Origin of the sequence: Chania multitudinisentens RB-25 (genome assembly GCF_000520015.2) — a bacterium.
Taxonomy (GTDB): domain Bacteria; phylum Pseudomonadota; class Gammaproteobacteria; order Enterobacterales; family Enterobacteriaceae; genus Chania; species Chania multitudinisentens.
The window spans coordinates 4940412-4960759 of the sequence record NZ_CP007044.2; the positions used below are offsets into that span (position 1 = coordinate 4940412).

16 protein-coding genes are annotated in these 20348 nt (G+C 54.9%); 4 read left to right on the forward strand and 12 right to left on the reverse strand.

All coding sequences use genetic code 11. The features are described from left to right. Positions 1-69: 69 nt before the first annotated feature. From proY to phoB, 5 genes are all read right to left on the reverse strand, one after another. Positions 70-1467: a proline-specific permease ProY gene (proY, locus tag Z042_RS21990; RefSeq protein ID WP_024913832.1), complete on the reverse strand. Its 1398-nt coding sequence runs from the start codon at positions 1465-1467 to the stop codon at positions 70-72. Positions 1468-1539: 72 nt separating this feature from the next. After that, on the reverse strand, positions 1540-2862 hold the full coding sequence (brnQ, locus tag Z042_RS21995; protein ID WP_024913831.1) for a branched-chain amino acid transport system II carrier protein: 1323 nt from the start codon (positions 2860-2862) through the stop codon (positions 1540-1542). Positions 2863-3388: 526 nt separating this feature from the next. Next, the gene (locus Z042_RS22005) at positions 3389-4324 is read right to left on the reverse strand and encodes a PstS family phosphate ABC transporter substrate-binding protein (RefSeq protein WP_024913829.1); all 936 of its coding nucleotides are present in this window, start codon (positions 4322-4324) and stop codon (positions 3389-3391) included. Between the two features lie 15 nt (positions 4325-4339). Then, a complete protein-coding gene (gene phoR, locus Z042_RS22010; RefSeq protein WP_024913828.1) occupies positions 4340-5656 on the reverse strand; it encodes a phosphate regulon sensor histidine kinase PhoR in 1317 nt (438 codons plus the stop codon). 24 nt (positions 5657-5680) lie between these two features. After that, positions 5681-6370, reverse strand: a complete 690-nt coding sequence (gene phoB, locus Z042_RS22015) for a phosphate response regulator transcription factor PhoB (protein ID WP_024913827.1) — start codon at positions 6368-6370, stop codon at positions 5681-5683. Positions 6371-6589: 219 nt separating this feature from the next. On the opposite strand from phoB, the gene sbcD reads away from it, so the two are divergent. The 3 genes from sbcD (at position 6590) to licT (ending at position 12139) form a co-directional block, all read left to right on the forward strand. Continuing rightward, a complete protein-coding gene (gene sbcD / locus Z042_RS22020; RefSeq protein WP_024913826.1) occupies positions 6590-7819 on the forward strand; it encodes an exonuclease subunit SbcD in 1230 nt (409 codons plus the stop codon). Beyond that, positions 7816-11055, forward strand: coding sequence for an exonuclease subunit SbcC (gene sbcC, locus Z042_RS22025; RefSeq protein ID WP_024913825.1), 3240 nt, complete (start codon positions 7816-7818; stop codon positions 11053-11055). The genes sbcD and sbcC overlap by 4 nt, the downstream gene beginning before the upstream one ends. Before the next feature lie 226 nt (positions 11056-11281). After that, positions 11282-12139, forward strand: a complete 858-nt coding sequence (gene licT / locus Z042_RS22030) for a BglG family transcription antiterminator LicT (protein WP_024913824.1) — start codon at positions 11282-11284, stop codon at positions 12137-12139. Positions 12140-12224: 85 nt separating this feature from the next. On the opposite strand, the gene mak is transcribed toward licT, so the two are convergent. Next, a complete protein-coding gene (gene mak / locus Z042_RS22035) occupies positions 12225-13133 on the reverse strand; it encodes a fructokinase (RefSeq protein WP_024913823.1) in 909 nt (302 codons plus the stop codon). 202 nt (positions 13134-13335) lie between these two features. Between mak and Z042_RS22040 the strand changes: the two genes are divergently transcribed. Continuing rightward, entirely contained in the window at positions 13336-14073 is a 738-nt protein-coding gene (locus Z042_RS22040) for a response regulator (RefSeq protein ID WP_024913822.1), read from the forward strand. On the opposite strand, the gene Z042_RS22045 is transcribed toward Z042_RS22040, so the two are convergent. The 6 genes from Z042_RS22045 to Z042_RS22070 all read right to left on the reverse strand — a co-directional run bounded on the left by Z042_RS22045 (position 14048) and on the right by Z042_RS22070 (position 20297). Beyond that, positions 14048-15061 (reverse strand): carbohydrate kinase family protein, encoded by a 1014-nt coding sequence (locus tag Z042_RS22045; protein ID WP_037407174.1) that lies wholly within the window; start codon positions 15059-15061, stop codon positions 14048-14050. The genes Z042_RS22040 and Z042_RS22045 overlap by 26 nt on opposite strands. Continuing rightward, positions 15061-15921 carry a ketose 1,6-bisphosphate aldolase gene (locus tag Z042_RS22050; protein ID WP_024913820.1) on the reverse strand — a complete coding sequence of 287 codons (861 nt, stop codon included), beginning with the start codon at positions 15919-15921 and terminating at the stop codon, positions 15061-15063. The genes Z042_RS22045 and Z042_RS22050 overlap by 1 nt, the downstream gene beginning before the upstream one ends. Before the next feature lie 11 nt (positions 15922-15932). Further along, complete coding sequence (locus Z042_RS22055; RefSeq protein WP_024913819.1) at positions 15933-16619, reverse strand: D-lyxose/D-mannose isomerase; 687 nt, start codon at positions 16617-16619, stop codon at positions 15933-15935. A 78-nt stretch (positions 16620-16697) separates the two neighbouring features. After that, entirely contained in the window at positions 16698-17639 is a 942-nt protein-coding gene (locus tag Z042_RS22060) for an ABC transporter substrate-binding protein (RefSeq protein WP_024913818.1), read from the reverse strand. Between the two features lie 72 nt (positions 17640-17711). Further along, entirely contained in the window at positions 17712-18701 is a 990-nt protein-coding gene (locus tag Z042_RS22065; protein ID WP_024913817.1) for an ABC transporter permease subunit, read from the reverse strand. Positions 18702-18773: 72 nt separating this feature from the next. Further along, complete coding sequence (locus Z042_RS22070; RefSeq protein ID WP_024913816.1) at positions 18774-20297, reverse strand: sugar ABC transporter ATP-binding protein; 1524 nt, start codon at positions 20295-20297, stop codon at positions 18774-18776. Positions 20298-20348 lie beyond the last annotated feature (51 nt).

The following is a 20348-nucleotide window of genomic DNA, read 5'->3' on the forward strand; positions in this document are numbered from 1 at the left end:
GAGTAATTCAGGAAGGGAATATACCGGCCCTGCTGTCAGTCAGAGCCGGTATTTCTCACATCAATGCTGTCATTCTACCAACGCAGCCCGCTTCTTCTGGCGGCTGACTTTGACGTAATAACCCAGCAGCAGTAGCGCCACCCACACCAGCCCGGCATACAGCGAGATGCGAGTGGTTGGGAAGTAGCCAATCAGGGCAATGATAAACACCAGGAAGATAATCGCCACCACCGACGTAAATACGCCGCCGCGCAGCGGGAAATCCAGCTTCTTCACCTGATCTTTGCTCAAGCTGCGGCGGAAAGCGATCTGCGAGAACAGGATCATAATCCACACCCAAACGGTGGCAAACGTTGCCAGTGAAGCAATCACCAGGAACACGCTTTTCGGCATAATGTAGTTGAGGTAAACGGCAACGAGCAGCGCCGCCATCATGACCACCACCGTCACCCACGGAATGCCGTGTTTGGAGATTTTACTGAACATCTGTGGCGCATGGCCTTGCTCGGCCATGCCATGCAGCATACGGCCAACGCCAAACACGTTACTGTTGATCGCCGACAGCGACGCCGTGATCACCACAAAGTTGAGGATACCCGCCGCCATGGTGATCCCCATATGCTGGAAGGTCAATACAAACGGGCTGCCGTTGGTACCAACCTGATTCCACGGGTAGATCGACATGATCACGAACAGCGTACCCACGTAAAACACCAGAATACGCCATGGCACCGAGTTGATAGCCTTAGGGATCGACACTTTCGGATCTTTGGCTTCCCCGGCGGTAATACCGATGATCTCAATCCCGCCATAGGCAAACATCACCAGTTGCAGCGATAGCAACATGCCTAAAAAACCGTTGCTGAAGAAGCCACCATTGGTCCACAGATTATGAATACCGGTTGCTTGCCCGCCGTTGCCAATGCCCCAGACAATGATGCCAATACCGGCAACGATCATGATGATAATGGTGGCCACTTTGAAGAATGAGAACCAGAACTCCAGTTCACCAAACACCTTCACGCTCATCAGATTGATGGCACCGATAATCAGCACAATGCTCAGTACCCAGATCCAGTGCTCCACCTCTGGGAACCAAATCCCCATATAAATACCGAACGCCGTTACGTCGGCAATCGCGACGATCAGGATTTCGAAACAATAGGTCCAACCGGTGATATAACCGGCCATCGGGCCCAGGTAATCCTGGGCATAGCGTGAAAACGAACTGGCCTGCGGATTATTCACCGACATCTCGCCCAGTGCGCGCATGATGATGAACGCAATGATACCGCCAATCAGGTAAGCCAGCAGAACGCTGGGGCCAGCCATGCGGATGGCTTCTGCGGAACCGTAAAACAGACCGGTGCCGATAGCGGAACCCAGGGCCATAAAGCGGATGTGGCGCGTACTGAGGCCACGTTTCAGCTTGTTGGCCGGTGCTGCGGTAGATAGCTGTTGTTGCATGACAATAACCTGTCTCTTGTAGACGTAAAAAAGCCACGGACAAGTCCGTGGCCCAACATTAAAATCGCAGATTTATGAGTGCGCGGTCACTTCCCGGCTGCGCGCAAAAACCCGATCATAAATTGCGACCAGTACCAACATCAGCAACGAAGGGGGCAACCATGCCAAACCCTGCGCAGCCAGCGGCAGGTGATGCGCCCATGCTGGCAAGAAATGCTGGAAGCTGGAGGCTTTCACGGCGTCAAGAATACCAAACAACAGGCTGACTAACATCACTGGCGCAACAATACGTGAAGTACTGTTCCACCAACGCAGGGTGAAACTCAGCAGCACCAGCACAATGCAAGGGGGGTAAATTGCGGTCAATACCGGGATCGAAATCTGAATCAGATGGCTCAGACCAAGATTGGAAATCACCATGGAGAACAGGCCCAGCATAAACACCAGCGCCTTGTAAGAAAACGGCAGATACTGCTCAAAGAATTCGGCACAGGCGCAGGTCAGACCAACCGCCGTCACCATACAGGCGATGAAGATCAGCGCCGCCAGGAAGAAACTGCCCAAACCACCAAAGGTGTTTTGTACATAAGCATGCAGGATCACTGCGCCATTGCTCGCATCCGGGGTTAACACGCCACTCCCGGAACCCAGCTTGAACAGGCTCAGATACACCAGCGTCAAACCGATACCGGCGATCAGACCGGCCAGAATCGTGTAACGGGTCAACAGACCGGCATCTTTCACCCCACGAGAGCGCGCAGCATTGACAATCACGATGCCGAACACCATCGCCCCCAGCGTGTCCATCGTCAGATAACCATTCACAAAGCCAGAGGAGAAAGGCACGCTTTGGTAAGCTTCTACCGCAGGAATAGGTGCACCAGCAGGCCATATCAGCGCGGCAATGCCCAATATAGCCATCGCTACAATCTTCAACGGAGCCAGAATATGGCCCACGGTATCCAGCAGGCGGCCCGGATACAGCGAAATACCAATCACCAACGCGAAATAGACCAGGCTGTAAATAAGCAGTGGCAGGGCACCATCACCGGTTAACGGAGCAATACCCACTTCGAAGGAAACGGTGGCAGTACGTGGGATAGCAAACAGCGGGCCAACGGCCAGATAGCACACCGTCGCCAGTAACAAACCTGCGCTGCGGCCTATGGGCGTGCTCAGTGCGTCAACCCCACCTCCCACACGCGCCAGCGCGATCACCGTAATGACCGGCAACCCCACGGCAGTGACCAAAAAACCGATGGCCGCAGTCCATACATGCTCACCGGCCTGTAACCCCACCATCGGCGGGAAGATAATGTTTCCGGCACCGACGAATAAAGCGAAGGTCATAAACCCCAACGCCAGAATATCTTTTGATGTTAAACGCTGACTCATACGCTGTTGTGTTGCCTGTGCAAATGAAAAAAAATTCCCGATAGCCTAATGACAAAATGCCTGAATTAGGTTGCTGGCCAACCATCGCATCTTAAGAGCAACAAAGACAAAAACGCCCAATACTCGGCGCGTCGTCCTTGTCCGAAAGATAACCACTCAGATGATGGGCAGAGTTTTAGAAGTTATATCCCCAGCGGATTTCACATTGCAGCCAGCTACGCTGCGCCTGAAAAACACCAAGAACCAAATGGCGGTTGAGTCCAGCAATGGGGCTAAGTTAAACTTTTATAGCACCGAAAGACAAGATGCAGCGAATAAAGCAGAGTGTTCGACCAGATAATATTTTTTAGCCAGTCGATCCTGTTGAACATCAATGAATATACACTACATGATTTGTATTATTTTTAAGCACCAATCTCACACATTGTGAACATATGGATTAATATTGCGTGTTAACGCCAAAAAATAACCATTTTATGCACACAATACGCTCACTTTGGGCCGCTCATTTCCCGTGCCATGAGATTTAATCAAGCCCCAGAAGCCCCCGTGTTTTTTGCAGCGTATCCGGTGGCAACGGCAGATAACCGTCATGATTCACCAACGCCTGCCCCTGCACAGAAAGCACGCGATCAAGGAAAGCCGCAGTCAGCGGCTCCAGCGGCCGATCGGGGGCTTTATTGATGTAAATATACAGATAACGTGATAACGGGTAGCGGCCATTGCGCACGTTGGCTGCCGTAGGGGCGATGTAGTGATTACCGGATTCAGCCAACGGCAGTAAACGCACCCCGCTGGCGCGAAAGCCAATACTGGCATAACCGATGCCGTTTAACGAACCTGCCACCGCCTGCACCACCGAAGCCGACCCCGGCAATTCGTTCACCCGCGCCATAAAATCACCGCCGCACAAGGCGCGTAATTTAAAATAACCGTAAGTACCAGAAGCAGAATTGCGGCCAAAACGTTGCAAGGCGCGCTGTTGCCAATTGCCCTGCAACCCCAGTTCCCCCCAGCGCCGAATTGCGCTGTTCTCACCGCAGCGGCGGGTAGCGGAAAAAATCTGATCAAGCTGCGGCAAATTCAGCCCACGCAAGGGATTATCCTGATGCACCAACACCACCAGCGCATCGACGGCCACCGGCACCGCCAACGGGGGATAGCCATAACGTTGCTCAAACGCCGACACTTCCGCTGTTTTCATCGGCCGGCTCATCGGCCCCAGCTGAGCCGCACCCGCCGCCAATGCGGTTGGGGCTGTTGAAGAACCGGCAGCCTGAATTTGCAGGTTAACGTTAGGATAGTGCTGACTGAAATCCTGCCCCCACAACCCCATCAGATTGGCCAATGTGTCTGAACCCACGCTGGAGAGATTGCCGGAAAGCATCCTGTCGGGCTGCGCCAGCGCACCAGGGCCGATCAGCAGCAAACAAAGCAGCAATCCTTGGGTGAATCGAGCCATAGACATGTCCGCACGTTAATTTTTCACCGCATTCTCTGACAAAGCGGCGGGGACAAGCAACCGATTAGGCAAGGTAAAAATGAAACGCGTCCCGATCCCGAGCTCGCTCAGGATCTCCAACCGTGAATCATGGTGGCTGAGCACATGTTTGACAATCGCCAACCCCAGCCCGCTGCCCCCAGTTTGGCGTGAACGTGCTTTATCAACGCGATAAAAACGTTCAGTCAGCCGCAAGATATGTTCAGCCGCAATGCCCGGCCCATTATCACTCACCTGGAATTGTGCCCCATGCAACGTTTGCTGCCAGCTCACTTCAATATGGGTGCCCGGCGGCGTATGGTTGATGGCGTTATACACCAGATTAGAAACCGCGCTGCGCAGCTGATCCTCATTACCAAATACCTTGAGGTTTTCATTTACCCGGAAGCTGATTTCATGGTGCCCACCGCTGAGCGACTGCGCTTCACGTTGCAAAACGCGCAGCATCAATGGGATATCCACTTTTTCATTCATATTGACATTGGGTGCCGACTCAATGCGTGACAGCGTTAGCAACTGCTTGACTAGCCCGTCCATGCGCTTGGTCTGCTCTCGCATAGTGCTCAACGCTTTATCGCGCAGAGAGTCACCCAGTTCCTGATCGCCCATCATCTCCAAGTAGCCCTGCAATACCGTCAGCGGGGTACGCAGCTCGTGGCTGACATTGGCAAAAAAGTTGCGGCGCGCGCCTTCCAGTTGGCGCATCTGAGTAACATCGCGTGCCACCATCAACAGTTGCCCTTCGGAATAGGGCATCACGCGGAATTCGACAAAATGCTCGTTATTCAATTGCAGCGTCAGCGGTTTAGAGAATTCCTGCTGTTGCAGATACTGACTGAACTCTGGGTAACGTAGCAGGTTGAGGATATGCTGGCCGTTATCCTCCGGCCAACGGAAGCCCAGCAAATGCTGTGCCAAACCATTACACCAGAAAATATTGCCTTCCACGGTGGTCATTACCACCGCATCGGGCAAAGATTCAGCCCCGCTGCGAAAGCGTTTGATCAATAACGCCAGTTCACGGCGGCGGCGGCGGTTACGCTGTTGCATCTGATACAGGCCGTAAAACAACGGCTCCCAGCTCCAGCGCCCCGGCGGCGGCGTCATGCTGCGATCGACCCACAACCAGTGGGAAAGTTTGAGTTGGTTATAAAAATTCCATACCAGTGCCGCCAGCACGGCAATCAGCAGCAACCAGGGCAAATAGCCAAAAATCAGCCCCAGCAATAAGGCAGGCAAACAGAAAAGAGCCAACTCAAGGGTCAGCCTCTTCCACGATAGGCGTTCTAACACGGCAGTTGCTCCAACATTGCGCGATTAATAGCGCGTTGAGAACCGGTAACCGGTGCCCCGAACGGTTTGAACCATTTTGTCATGACCAGTGCTCTCCAGCGCCTTACGCAGCCGGCGAATATGCACATCAACGGTGCGGTCTTCCACATAAACGTTAGTGCCCCAGACGTGATTAAGCAACTGCTCGCGGCTATAAACCCGTTCTGGATGAGTCATAAAAAAGTGCAATAGCTTGAACTCGGTTGGCCCCATATCGAGCGCCTGCTCGTTAGCCATCACCCGGTGCGAGGCAGGATCCAAGCTCAACCCTTGCATTTCAATCACTTCTTCAACTGCCATCGGTGAAATACGGCGCATCACCGCTTTGATACGCGCCACCAGCTCTTTTGGCGAAAACGGTTTGGTGATGTAATCATCCGCCCCTACTTCCAGACCACGCACCCGATCTTCTTCTTCACCGCGTGCGGTCAGCATCATCACCGGAATATCACGGGTCAGCGCCTCACGCTTCATATGCTTGATAAACTGGATACCTGAACCGCCGGGCAGCATCCAATCGAGTAATACCAAATCCGGGAAGGGATCGGACATATGCGTAACAGCACTTTCATAGTCTTCGGCCTCCAACGGCTGGTAACCATTTTGCTCCAACACAAAGCACACCATTTCACGGATCGGCGCTTCATCTTCCACCACCAGTATGCGTCTTGCCATCATCCAATCCTGTCAATGTGTTATTTAGGCTAAGTTGCGGCGCCATTATGCGTCAGTTTTGTGACATTTTTATGAAAATTACCACTGCCTTAATGGTTCTAAGCATAGTGATTGTTTCAACGATCTGAAAAATATCATTGCGATGTCATAACATTGCATCACGACAGAGTGCAGCGACATCCTTATAATCACCCAACGCTGTTTGACACTGGGGATTGCATGCGCCTGATTCATACCTCTGATTGGCATCTGGGCCAGTACTTTTTCACGAAAAGCCGCGCCGCCGAACATCAGGCTTTCTTACGCTGGCTGATCGAACAGGTGGAACAGCAGCAGGTTGATGCGCTGATCGTCGCCGGAGATCTGTTCGATACTGGCTCGCCACCCAGCTACGCCCGCGAGCTGTACAATCGCTTTGTGGTGGAGTTGCAGCCAACCGGTTGCCAGTTGGTAATATTAGGGGGCAACCATGACTCCGTGGCGACCCTCAATGAATCTCGTGAACTGCTTTCCTGCCTGAATACCACCGTGATTGCCAATGCGCAAACGGCAATCGAACAACAGATCCTGCTGCTGAACCAGCGCGATGGTCAACCGGGCGCCGTGCTCTGCGCTATTCCGTTCCTGCGCCCGCGCGATCTGCTCACCAGCCGCGCCGGGGAATCTGGTGCACAAAAACAACAGGCTTTGCAGGAAGCCATTGCCGCGCATTATAGCGCTCTGTATCAGGCCGCCTGTGCACGCCGTGATGCTTTGGGCCTGCAATTGCCGATCGTTGCCACTGGCCATTTAGCCACCGTGGGCGTCACCACCTCCGATTCAGTGCGCGACATTTACATCGGCACGCTGGATGCCTTTCCGGCGCAGGCTTTTCCCCCTGCCGACTACGTCGCTCTCGGCCATATTCACCGCGCCCAAAAAGTGGCTAAATCCGAACATATTCGCTATAGCGGTTCCCCTATTCCACTCAGCTTCGACGAACTCGGCGCAGCCAAAAGCGTGCTGATGGTCGATTTCGCTGATGGTGCTTTACAGCAGGTGACCACGTTGGACATTCCCACCTTCCAGCCGATGCAGTTGCTCAAAGGCGATGTTGCGCAGATCGAACTGCAACTGCGGCAATTTGCCGATTATCAGGGAGCCTTGCCGGTTTGGTTGGACATTGAAGTGGTCACGCAGGATTACCTCAGCGATATTCAACGCCGCCTGCAACAGTTGGCCGATGAACTGCCGGTGGAAGTGTTACTACTGCGCCGCAGCAAGGAGCTGCGCCGCCAGGCGATTGCCCGGCAGGATAAAGAAACCCTGAATGAACTGAGCGTGAGCGATGTCTTCGAACGGCGGCTGGCGCTGGAGCCCGAAATGCCAGAGCCGCATCAGCAAAGGATGCGCCAGATGTTCCACCAGGTGATCGATACCTTACATCAGGACGAGGAGCCTTCAGCATGAGAATTCTCAGCCTGCGCTTGAAAAACCTTAATTCACTGCAAGGCGAGTGGAAAATTGACTTCACCGCCGAACCGTTCGCCAGCAACGGGCTGTTTGCCATCACCGGCCCCACCGGGGCGGGTAAAACCACGCTGCTGGATGCTATCTGCCTGGCGCTGTATCACCAGACTCCCCGCCTGAACGTCACGCCGAGCCAAAACGAACTGATGACGCGCCACACCGCTGAATCGCTGGCAGAGGTGGAATTTGAGGTAAAAGGTATCGGCTACCGCGCCTTCTGGAGCCAACGCCGCGCCAAAAACGACCCAGGCGGTAACCTGCAAGCGCCAAAGGTGGAGCTAGCCTTGCAGAAAGACGGTAAAATCCTGGCGGATAAAGTGCGCGACAAACTGGATCTGATTGCCTCAATTACCGGGTTGGATTTTGGCCGTTTCACCAAATCCATGATGCTGTCACAGGGGCAGTTCGCAGCATTTCTGAATGCCGATGCCAACGATCGCGCCGAGCTGCTGGAGGAGCTGACCGGCACCGAGATTTATGGTCAACTTTCGCAGCGAGTATTTGAACAACATAAGCAGGCGAAAACCGAGCTGGATGCTCTGCATCATCGTGCCAGCGGCATCGAGCTGTTAAATGACCAACAGCGCCAGGATTTAGAAAACCAGCTCAATGCGCTCAGCGCAGAAGAACAGCAAATCAGTCAGCAGGCACAATTGTACCAACACCAACTGCATTGGCTGCAACAGTGGCAAACCACCCAACGGCAATGGCAGGAATACCAACAGCAACTCAGCGCCGTGCAGCAGGATTACCAACTGGCTGCACCGCAGTTGCAACGCCTGGCACGCAGCGAACCGGCAGAAAAACTGCGCCCGGTATTGAATGAACGCCAGCGCTGCCAGCAGGACAGCCTCACCCTGCAACAGCAGATCGAATCGTTGGAGCAACAGCAACAACAGCATGTGGCGCAGATCGCCCCGCTGCAACAGCAACGGGAACAGGCACAAACCGCCAAGCAGGCGCAGGTTGCACAGCAACAGCAGCAACAAGTGCTGATCGATGAACAAGTGCTACCGCTCGATCAGCAAGTTGCTCAATTACAGCATCATCAGGCTGAGACGCAAAAAAACCAGGCAACCAGCCAACAGCAGTACGAAGAACAACGCCAAGCATTGGAACAACTGGCAAACCAGCGCGCACAACTTGCTGCCCAAGCCACACAATCGCAGGCGAAACAGGCCGAACTGAGCGCCGCGTTTGAACAACAGCGGCAACAACAGGCGACTCTGGAAAAACAATCTCCGCAGGAAAAGCTGCGCCTGCGCCAAACGGAACTGGCAGAACTGCGCCCGGTGCGCCAACAGTTGTCCACGCTGGCATCGCTGTTTCAACAAGGCCAGCAGCACTTGGAGCAGCAGCGGCTGGAGTTTGACACTCGCCAGAAACAGTTAGCGGAGGCAGAAACTCAGCTTGAAAACATCCGCCAGCAATACAAACAGCATAAAACGCATCTCAATGACGTTGAGAAAACGCTTGAGCTGGAAAACCGCATTTTCAACCTAGAGGCGGAACGCGCCCGCTTGCAAAGCGGTGAACCTTGCCCGCTGTGCGGTTCCCCACATCACCCGGCGATTGAACAATACCAAGCGGTTAAACCCTCAGAAACTGAGCTGCGCGTGGCAGAAATGCGGGCGAAAAACGAAGCGTTGCGCACCCAAGGCACCGAGCTGCGTGCGCGTTGCGAAAACGTAAAAGAGCAGCAGCACCACCTGCAACAGAGAATCAAACAGGAAGAACAGCAACAGCAACAACATCAGCAACGCTGGCAAACGCTCAGCGCACCGCTGGCGTTTGATTTTACCCTGCACGACACACTGCGCCTGAACCAGTGGCTGGCAACCTGTGATCAGGAAGAACACACGGTTCAGCAGGCGTTATTGCGGCATGAGCAAACCACCCGCGCCGTGCAGCAGGCCAAAGACGCATTGAACACTCTGCAACAGGAACAGCAGCAATCCCAGCAGGAAATAGCGCTGTTAGGCGAACGGCTTGGCCTGATGCAAAAAAACCATGCGGATACCCAGCAGCAGCTGGCACAATTGCACCAGCTTGCGCAGCAACAGCAGCAAAATCTCACTACTCTGCGCCATGAACGCACTGCGCTCTTTGGTGAACAGCAGGTTGCTCAGGTGCGAGAGCAACTGCGGGCTGCCCAGGTCACCTGCGATAATGCCTTACAACAGGCCACCGAACGCTTGAACCACGCGCAGGAGCAGCACGAACGTCTGGCGGGTCAACTCGCCGGTCTGCAACAGCAACAACAGCAGTATACTGAACGCTGGCAGCAAGCCGAACAGCAATGGCAACAGGCGCTGGCCAGCAGCGAATTTACGGACGAAGCCGCCCTCAGCGCCGCACTGCTCGAAGATGCTGTGCGTCAACAATTGCAGCAAGAGAAAGAGCGGCTGCAACAGCGCCAGGTGCAGGCCAGCACTCTATTGGCCCAGGCGGCTCAAACGCTGGAGCAGCAACGCCTGAGCCGCCCAACGGATCTGGATGAAACCCTTGCCACACCTGAAGCATTGAATCAATTGGCGGAACAGCTCAAAACGCTGCAATTGCGCCAAGGAGAAGTACGTAACCAGTTAAGCAGCGATGCGCAACGCCGTCAGAACCAGCAAACGCTGTTTGCACAGATTGCGCAAAGCCAGCAGCAATATAGCGACTGGAGCACGCTCAACCAGTTGATTGGCTCGAAAGAAGGCGACAAGTTCCGCAAATTTGCCCAAGGGTTAACGCTCGATCACCTGATGTATCTAGCCAACCACCAGCTTGGCCGCTTGCACGGGCGCTACCTGCTGCAACGCAAAACCAACGATACGCTGGAGTTGCACGTGGTCGACACCTGGCAGGCCGATGCATTGCGCGATACCCGCACGCTGTCCGGCGGTGAAAGTTTCCTGGTCAGCCTGGCGCTGGCACTGGCGCTCTCGGATCTGGTCAGCCATAAAACCCGCATTGATTCGCTATTCCTTGACGAAGGCTTCGGTACGCTGGACGCAGAAACGCTGGATACCGCGCTGGACGCCCTCGACAGCCTCAATGCCACAGGTAAAACCATTGGTGTGATCAGCCATGTCGACGCCATGAAAGAACGCATACCCGTGCAGATTAAAGTGAAAAAGATCAATGGGCTGGGCGTCAGTAAGTTGGAATCACAGTTCCGCATCGAATAACAGGGTTAGCCGAGTGCCACGGGATACATTACGCTTGCAAGAGTGATGATAAATGTGATCGCGGCGGCAGTACGCAGCGAAAAGCGTTGAGCCCCTGCTGGCAATGGTTATCATGCAACTCATAGCAGGATTGTCACTGTCAATACAGGCAAAACCTGGCCTTCAGGATCGCTCCTGAAGGCCAGGTTTTTTTGTTTTCAGCGGGCTAGAATGGCCAGGAATAATCATGAAAATCGCTAAGATACTCAATAATAATGTAGTGATTACGCTGAACGACCATCAGGAAGAAACCGTGGTGATGGGGCGAGGTATCGGCTTTAAAAAGAAAGTGGGTGACTCGATAGATGAAAGCCTGATCGAGAAGGTGTTTACCCTCAAGAGTGGCGAGATGAGCGAACGCTACAAGGAACTGCTGGCAGAAATTCCGCTGGCCTGTGTCACCACGGCCGATCGTATTATCACTCTCGCCCGCGAGCGGCTGCCCGGCAAATTGCACAACATCGTCTATATCACACTGACCGACCATATTCATTTCGCCTTGCAGCGCCATACGCAGGGGGTGAGTATCAAGAATGTGCTGCTGTGGGAAATCAAAAAACTCTACCCGAACGAGTTTGCTCTTGGGCTGGAAGCGTTAACGATCATTGCACAGCGTCTGGAAACCCAGTTACCGGAAGATGAAGCTGGTTTTATTGCCCTGCATCTGGTCAATGCCCAACTCAACGACGAAATGCACAATACCCTGCATATCACCCGTGTGATGCAGGAAATCCTGAACATCGTCAAATACCATTTCCGCTTTGATTACAATGAAGAAGCACTCAGCTACCACCGCTTCGTCACCCACCTGAAATTCTTCGCCCAGCGCCTGTTGGGGAAAAACTACGTCGACAGTGACGATGATTCACTGTATCAGGTGGTAAAGGACAAATATCATGAGTCATTTGCCTGCGCGGGCAAAATCAACCTGCATATCAAAAAGCACTATCAGCACCAGCTCACTCGTGAAGAAATGATGTTTCTGACGATCCACATTGAGCGAGTGCGCAGTGAAAGTGAAATGAACTACATCGCCAAGGAATGAGATTTTCTTCCCCCCCTTGGCGCGAATACTCGGCATATTCCACATTACAGGAAGGCGGCAAGCGCCTTCCTGTAACTCGAATGACTCAGAACTGCGGCCATAACCAGGCCGCACCACGCACGCCGCTGGAATCACCGTGGACCGCTTTGCGGATCGGGGTTTCGCATTCGCCGCCAAACACCCAAGGTTTCACCAACTGCGGCACCTGCTGATACAGACGTTCAACGTTACTCATACCGCCCCCAAGCACGATCACATCGGGATCAAAGAGATTGATCACGTGTGCCAATGATTTCGCCAGCCGCATTTCGTAGCGCGCAATCGCCTGTTCCGCCACGGCATCCTGCTGCGCCGCTAATGCCATGATTTTATCGCCTTTCAGCGCCTTGCCACTCAGCCGTGCGTAATCGGTAGCAAAGCCGGTACCGGAGATAAAGGTTTCAATACAGCCTTGTTTACCGCAATAACAAGGCACTTCGGCGCGGAACCGCAGTTCATCATCATCCAGCCATGGCAGAGGATTATGGCCCCACTCACCGGAAATGCCGTTTCCTCCGGCATGTACCTGGCCGTTAATGGCCACCCCTGCGCCGCAGCCAGTACCGATGATCACCGCAAACACGGTTTGGCTGCCCGCTCCTGCACCATCGGTCGCCTCCGACACTGCCAGACAGTTGGCATCGTTAGCCAACCGCACTTCACGCGCCAGCATGGCGGCAAGATCTTTATCCAACGGCTGGCCGTTCAACCAGGTAGAATTAGCATTTTTCACCAACCCGGTAAAAGGCGATAGCGTACCGGGTATCCCCACGCCCACCGTACCTGATTGGCCGGTTTTTTCTTCCGCCAACCAGACCAGCCCGGCAATCGCCTGCAACGTCTCCTGATAGTCATGGCGCGGCGTGGCAATACGGTGACGGAACAGTTCCCGCCCGTCATCGGCTAACGCAATCACTTCAATTTTTGTGCCGCCCAGATCAATACCAATGCGCACTATTTTTCTCCTCAACACACGACAACAACGTTCTAGCCTAATGTAACCCACTGTCAGGATCACGCAATTCCCACCGAGTGTGACGCTGATGGCAATTTCCGCATCCAGTTACCGTTGGCTGCCGCTTATTAAGTAGCCATCGGTTACACTGCATTTAACTGGTTGATAACATTTATTCCTGCACAGAATCAGGGGAACAGCAATGAAACCTGCCGTCCTGATCGTCGATGACGATCCCGCCATTTGTGATCTGCTCAATGATGTGCTGCATGAACACGTGTTCACCGTCTATACCTGCCACCGGGGCAGCGACGCGCTGACGTTGCTCAACCAACAACCGGATATTGCCCTGGTTCTGCTCGATCTGATCCTGCCAGACACCAACGGGCTACTGGTCTTGCAACAGATCCATCGCCTGCGGCCAGATTTACCCGTGGTGATGCTGACCGGCCTCGGTGCCGAATCCGACATGGTGGTCGGGCTGGAAATGGGCGCCGATGATTATATTGCCAAACCCTTCAACCCACGGGTGGTAGTGGCCCGTGCCAAAGCCGTACTGCGCCGCACCGGGGCACTGGCGCTGGAACCAGCGGCAAATAACAGCAAACCCGCAGGCTGGCAGTTCAATGGCTGGTGCCTGGATACCACTCGCTGCCGCTTGCAAAACCCGCAGCGGCAAACGGTGGCTCTCACCCAGGGCGAATACGGTCTGCTATTAGCACTGGTTCAGCATGCCCGCAAAGTCCTGACCCGTGAGCGCCTGCTGGAACTGACCCACAGCGAAACGCTAGAGGTATTTGATCGCACCATTGACGTGCTGATCATGCGTTTACGGCGCAAAATCGAAACTAACCCACATCAACCTGAACTGATTCGCACCATCCGCGGGCTGGGCTATGTGTTCGCGGCCGATGTCAGCCAACCGGTTGCTGTTGCCTGATATACGCCATCAATTCCGGCAACGGTCGGGCACCATCAATGGCATTGGCACACCGCAGGTTAAAGCGGGCACAGGTGTGCGCCAGTTGTAGCGTGTCCTCTAACTGCCAATCTTCATGGCTGGCGTAGAGCACCCCGGCACAGAACGCATCTCCCGCACCCACGCTGCCAACAATCTCTGCCGCATTCAGGTGCCAGGAAGGCTGCCAGCGTGCTGCGCCGCTCCGCTCCAACCCATAAGCACCTTCAGGGCAATGGATAACCACCCGCCGCCGCACGCCTTCCGCCATCAGTTGCTCTGCGGCCGGCGCCATTAAATGCTGCTGCAGGCGGCCATCAGCCGCACGCAATACCAGCCCGGTAAATTCGCCGGCTTCCAGTTCATTAATCACCAGATAATCCAGCCAGCGCAACGCGGGCAGCACTAACGGGCGGTAGCGCGGATCGCCCTGGCGTGAAACCAGATCCAGCGAAGTGTGATAACCCCGCTGCTGCATCCGGGCCAACAAACGCGCGCTGCGTGTGCCAAACTCCTCATCTGGGCGATCAAGGCTATCGAGCAGCAGCAGGTAACCCAGATGGAAAATTTTGTGCTCACTGTTTACACAATCAAAAGCCGCCAGATCCAGCGAACGGTTGGCCCCAGGAGCATGAAAAAAAGTGCGTTGCCCCCCAGGCTCGGTCATGACTTGCGTCATTGACGTCATCGCCTGTGCGCTGCGCTGTACCCAACGGTGATCAACCTGATGCTGTGCCAGCATCTGCAACAGGTAATCGCCATCAGCATCACAACCGATAAGCCCGATTGCCGCCAGCGGCAGCCCGATCTGCATGCGCGCCAACGTCAACAGCACGTTAAGCGGCGCACCACCGGTGGCCCGCTCGCTGCGTTCAATCTCCACCAGCCAGCCGGGTTGCGGCCAGTGGGCAATCTGATGCACATGATCCACCAGCATATTGCCCGCGGAGAGAATACCGCACCGCGCCATTATAGCCGCCCGGCGCTGCCGAAAATCTGCATCTGCTGCTGTACCACTTCGCTGATCGTCTGCTCCACCGCCAGCAACATTTCGGCAAACTCATCGTAAATTGCGTTGCGTTGCGCTATACGCTGCTCAATCACCCCCAGCGCCGCCTGCGACATGCCGGTGTAAAAATTGATCTTGTGGATACCCAACGCGATAGCCCGTTTGAAATCGGCATCACTGATACCAGAACCACCGTGCAGCACCAGTGGTAAACCGGTCTGCTGCTGAATCGCCGCCAGGCGTGCAAAATCCAGCTTTGGCTCCCCTTTGTATTTACCGTGTGCGTTACCAATCGCCACCGCCAACGCATCAATACCGGTTTGAGTGACAAATTCCTTCGCCCGCGCCGGATCGGTAAATTTATTGCTGTCGGCCTCGCCGTACAGCGCGCCGCCCTCATCCCCCCCGACCGCGCCCAATTCAGCCTCCACCGAAACCCCTACCGCGTGGCACATGCGCACCACCTCTTGGGTCTGGCGCACATTTTCCTCATAGCTCAGGCCGGAACCATCGAACATCACAGAACTAAAACCCAGCCGCAGCGCCCGCACCACGGCTTCGAAGTGCAAACCGTGATCAAGATTCAGCACCACTGGAATATCATGCTGCGCGACTTCATGTTTAATCGCCGCCACCAGCGATTCCAGTGAGACATACTTGAAATGCACTTCAGCGATATTGATGATGAACGGTGAACGGGCCTGTTTGGCAGCGCCGATCAACGCGCGCAGAAAGTGGCTGTCCAGTACGTTAAATGCTCCCAGCGCATAGCCATGCTGGCGGGCATGGGCCAGCCCCTGAGCCAATGAAATCAGAGCCATAGTATTACCTCCTACTCAATGAAACACCGGTATTCATTGCATAACAGCCACTTTGGCGGCTGATCTTCTTCGATCGGATCAAAGCGGCTAAGAGGCAGCAGAAAACGATTATCGTGGTCGTCGTCGTTCACCATAGACACTTCACCGACCAGCACATCGCCAAAACCTTCTTCTCCCCAAAAGCTGTGGTAAATCCCCGGTGTCAGGCAGATGCTTTCCCCCGGTGCCAGGCGCAGGCGAGAACCAGCGGCATGAGTTTGGCGGCAACCATCAAGCACCACCGTCACCTCACTCGCTGCCAATTGCTCTTGCTGATCGGCGTTATACAGTTCAACAATCAGGTTGCCGCCGCCGCGATTGATAATGTCCTCACTCTTGCGCCAATGAAAATGCATCGGCGTGACCTGCGCTTCGCGGCAGTGCATCACCTTTTCTGCATAACATTTGCTGTACGGCTGGCCGCTGGGGGAACCGTTACGCAGCGTAAACAACGTCAGGCCGCGGTGGGCAAAATCATTCCCGCCGAAAGCCGTGACGTCCCACCCCAGTTTCAGGTCAAACACTTCCTGCCAAGGCTTATGATCGAGCTGCTGCCACACTTGCGGGCTGAAATGGGCAAAGGGGGGTAAATGAACATCATGCTGGGTAAAAAAATGCCGGGTCTGCTGCAAAATATGGTTCACGCTGGAACGGTTCATGGTGCCTCCAGAGTCGTTTTTGCCCTCTCCCTGCTCACAGCGGGAGAGGGGCTAGCCGCCTTGCCTGAACAGCAACGGTTATTTCACCGTCCAGCCTTTGTAGCTGCCGATATTGTTTCTATCGATCAGGGTCACCGGGATCAGCACCGGTTGGGTCGGTGCGGGTTTGCCTTGCAGAATGTCGTAACCAATCTCCACCGCTTTCGCCGCCATTACTTGCGGATCCTGCGCCGGGGTAGCAACAAACAGCGAATTACTGCGTTTCAATGCTTCCTCACCGTCTGGCGAACCATCAACCCCGACAATAAAGAATTCACTGCGTTGTGCCTGTTTGGCGGCCAGATCGGCACCGATGGCGGTAGGATCGTTAATCGCGAATACCCCATCAATATGCGGATTAGCCGCCAGCAGCGAGGTCATGATTTCTAATCCCCCTTCACGGCTGCCCTTGGCGTTCTGGTTGTAGGAAAGCAGTTTGATCTCTGGGTGCTTCTTCAGCTCGGTCATGCAACCTTCCACCCGGTTTTGCACTGCTGAAACCGGCGGCCCATTGATGATCACCACATTGCCTTTATCTTTCAGCCGATCCGAGATGTACTTACAGGCCATTTCCCCGGCCTGGGTATTATCAGACGTGATGGTGGCATCCGCCCCTTCCGCCGCGACGTCCACCGCGACCACCACAATTCCCGCATCTCTGGCACGTTTCACCGCCGGGCCAATACCTTTAGAATCCGCCGCGTTGAGAATAATCATATCCACCTTGGCAGCGATAAAGTTATCGATCTGCGCCACCTGCTGCCCCAGATCGTAACCACTGGATACCAGCGTGACGTTAACCTTATCTCCCGCCAGTTCGCGCGCCTTCAGTTCAGCCCCTTTGGTGATCTGCACAAAGAACGGGTTAGCCAGATCCCCCACCGTCACCCCAATCGATTTCAACTCTTTCGCCTGCACGAACGTGGCGCTGCCCAAGGCGGCGGTCACCAGTAAAGCGGTCATCAACGGTTTGAAACGCATAGTGTTTTCCTCGTTATGTATGGATTCCAAGTGGCAGCCAACGGCGCTGCGGCTTGAAAGAAGACGGGTAAATCAATGTTGGTAATTACGGGTACGATATTTATCAATCATCACCGCGATAATGATCACCGCCCCTTTGATCACCAACTGCCAGAAATACGAAACCCCCATCAGCGTCATGCCATTATTCAGGGTTGCGATGATCAGCGCCCCCACCAGCGTGCCGGTAATGGTGCCAATGCCCCCCACAAAGCTGGTGCCACCCAGGATCACCGCCGCAATGGCATCCAGCTCATAGCCCATGCCCAGGTTGCCGTTGGCGCTATAGAGGCGCGACGCGCTCATTACGCCTCCCAGCCCGGAAAGCAGCCCGCTCATACCGTAAACGAACAGCAACACCGCACCGACTTTAATCCCGGTCAGGCGCGCCGCCTGGATGTTGCCGCCCACCGCATAAATGTGTACCCCCAAGGTGGTGCGGCGCAGGATAAACCAGCACAGGGCAATCACCGCAAAGGCGATCACCACCAGCCAGGGAATCGGCCCCAGATATGCGTTACCGATCCATTCAAAGCTGATATTAGAGTTGATGATGGTGGTGCCATCCGCCAGCAGATACGCCGCACCGCGCAGTGCCGTATAGGTGCCGAGCGTGACGATAAACGGCGGCAACCCGGCATAGGCCACCAGAATGCCGTTGAACACCCCCATTCCCAGCCCGGCCAGCAGCGCCAACGGAATGGAAAGCCCAGCCAGGCCCGGCATCAGCGATACCGCCATCGCGATCACTGCGGTGGTGCCCAACATTGAACCGACCGACAAATCGATCCCCCCAGTCAGAATGATGAAGGTCATCCCAGCCGCCAGCACGATATTAATCGAGGCCTGGCGGGCTATATTCAGCAGGTTGGCATCGGTGAAAAAGTTGGGGGCCACAAAGCCGAAAACGACGACGATCAGGATCAATATCGGCAAAATACCGACCGTTTGCATGAGATCGCCAAACAACGCTCGTTTCAGCGTCGGGGCTTTTGCGCTCGGCGGCACTGGCTGCGTAGTCATGGCAGGCTCCTTGGGTATGCAGATTGTACCCAGCGTCTTGCAAGCGGCGGCCTGCAATCCATCGGGTAGAGATTATTCATGGTGAGCGACCTGCGGTTGAGCAGTGTCAGCGCCGGTGGCCAACTGCATGATATTTTCCTGAGTGATATCAGCACCGGCTAGCTCGCCGGCAATGTCACCTTCATGCATCACATAGACGCGGTCGCTCATCCCGACCACTTCCGGCAACTCGCTGGAAATCATCAGGATCGCCACCCCTTGCTGCGCCATCTGGCTCATGATGCGGTAGATTTCGCTTTTCGCCCCGACATCCACCCCGCGCGTGGGCTCGTCAAGCAGCAGAATACGCGGGCCGATCGCCACCCAGCGCGAGATCAATAACTTCTGCTGGTTACCACCGGAAAGCCCCCCGGCGCGCACTTGCGCATGAGGGACGCGGATATTCAGCAAGTTGATGGCCTCACTGGAAATGCTCTGTGCCTTGCGGCGGTTAAGCAGCCCATAATGAGCATCGCGCTCCAGCGTTGCCATGACGATATTTTCATGGGCCGCCAGATCGAGGAACAACCCTTGTTCCTTGCGGTTTTCCGTCAAAAAGCCGATACCAAGCGCAATCGCATCGCGCGGGGAACGGATCGTGACCGGTTTACCATCAACCTCAATCGAGCCGGCGGTAGCATTGCGCACGCCAAAAATCAGCTGCGCCAGCTCTGAACGCCCGGCTCCCACCAGCCCGGCCAGAGCAACGATCTCCCCTGCGCGCACCTGCAAGCTGGCCGGTTTGATCTTCTTGCCATCGCTCAGCCCACGCAGCGTCAGGCGCGGTTCACCCACCGCTATCCCCCGTTCTTTATTGAACAGATCGCTCAGCGGCCGCCCGACCATCATACGCACCAGTTCACTGGCAGAGAGAGTGTCACGCGTCAGGCTGCCCACGTACTGGCCATCGCGCAGCACGCTGACCCGGTCAGACAGTTCGTACACTTCTGCCATCCGGTGGCTGATGTAGATGATTGCCATGCCTTCATCGCGCAGCCGCTTGATCAGTTCAAACAAACGCTGCGTTTCACGGGATGACAACGCAGCAGTGGGTTCATCCATCACCAGAATCCGGCTATTGCGGTGCAATGCGCGGGCGATTTCCACCTGCTGTTGCTCGGCAATGGTCAATCTCATCACCCGATCGCTGGCGCGGAACTGGGCCCCCAGGCGATCGATTACCTTTTGCGCTTCTTCCTGCATGTGATGGCGTTTCACCAGGCCAGCACGCTGGAGCTCACTGCCCAGAAAAATGTTCTCTGCCACCGTCAGGTTAGGCGCCAGATTCATTTCCTGGTAGATCAACGTAATCCCCGCTGCCAGAGCGTCTTTTGGCCCTTTAATCGCGAACGGTTGCCCATCAATAAAAATTTCCCCGCTGCTGGCGGTATACGCACCGGCCAATATTTTCATCAGTGTGCTTTTACCTGCGCCGTTTTCCCCCATCAGCGCATGGATTTCACCGCGATATACCGTCAGATTGACTCCATTCAGCGCATAAAACTGACCAAAACTCTTGGCAATGTTTCGCATTTCCAGAATCGGCGTGGCGCTCATCGTCATTCCCCGGCTTGCGGTTTGGAGTGATGACAGTTAATCACGTTTAAA

What these genes read in the sequence shown, in the direction of transcription:
- sbcD (WP_024913826.1), top strand. Translation starts at nt 6,590, where the DNA reads ATGCGCCTGATTCATACCTCTGATTGGCATCTGGGCCAGTACTTTTTC.
- proY (WP_024913832.1), bottom strand. Translation starts at nt 1,467, where the DNA reads ATGCAACAACAGCTATCTACCGCAGCACCGGCCAACAAGCTGAAACGT.
- Z042_RS22060 (WP_024913818.1), bottom strand. Translation starts at nt 17,639, where the DNA reads ATGCGTTTCAAACCGTTGATGACCGCTTTACTGGTGACCGCCGCCTTG.
- sbcC (WP_024913825.1), top strand. Translation starts at nt 7,816, where the DNA reads ATGAGAATTCTCAGCCTGCGCTTGAAAAACCTTAATTCACTGCAAGGC.
- Z042_RS22055 (WP_024913819.1), bottom strand. Translation starts at nt 16,619, where the DNA reads ATGAACCGTTCCAGCGTGAACCATATTTTGCAGCAGACCCGGCATTTT.
- Z042_RS22050 (WP_024913820.1), bottom strand. Translation starts at nt 15,921, where the DNA reads ATGGCTCTGATTTCATTGGCTCAGGGGCTGGCCCATGCCCGCCAGCAT.
- brnQ (WP_024913831.1), bottom strand. Translation starts at nt 2,862, where the DNA reads ATGAGTCAGCGTTTAACATCAAAAGATATTCTGGCGTTGGGGTTTATG.
- Z042_RS22070 (WP_024913816.1), bottom strand. Translation starts at nt 20,297, where the DNA reads ATGAGCGCCACGCCGATTCTGGAAATGCGAAACATTGCCAAGAGTTTT.
- phoB (WP_024913827.1), bottom strand. Translation starts at nt 6,370, where the DNA reads ATGGCAAGACGCATACTGGTGGTGGAAGATGAAGCGCCGATCCGTGAA.
- Z042_RS22040 (WP_024913822.1), top strand. Translation starts at nt 13,336, where the DNA reads ATGAAACCTGCCGTCCTGATCGTCGATGACGATCCCGCCATTTGTGAT.
- Z042_RS22045 (WP_037407174.1), bottom strand. Translation starts at nt 15,061, where the DNA reads ATGGCGCGGTGCGGTATTCTCTCCGCGGGCAATATGCTGGTGGATCAT.
- licT (WP_024913824.1), top strand. Translation starts at nt 11,282, where the DNA reads ATGAAAATCGCTAAGATACTCAATAATAATGTAGTGATTACGCTGAAC.
- Z042_RS22005 (WP_024913829.1), bottom strand. Translation starts at nt 4,324, where the DNA reads ATGGCTCGATTCACCCAAGGATTGCTGCTTTGTTTGCTGCTGATCGGC.
- Z042_RS22065 (WP_024913817.1), bottom strand. Translation starts at nt 18,701, where the DNA reads ATGACTACGCAGCCAGTGCCGCCGAGCGCAAAAGCCCCGACGCTGAAA.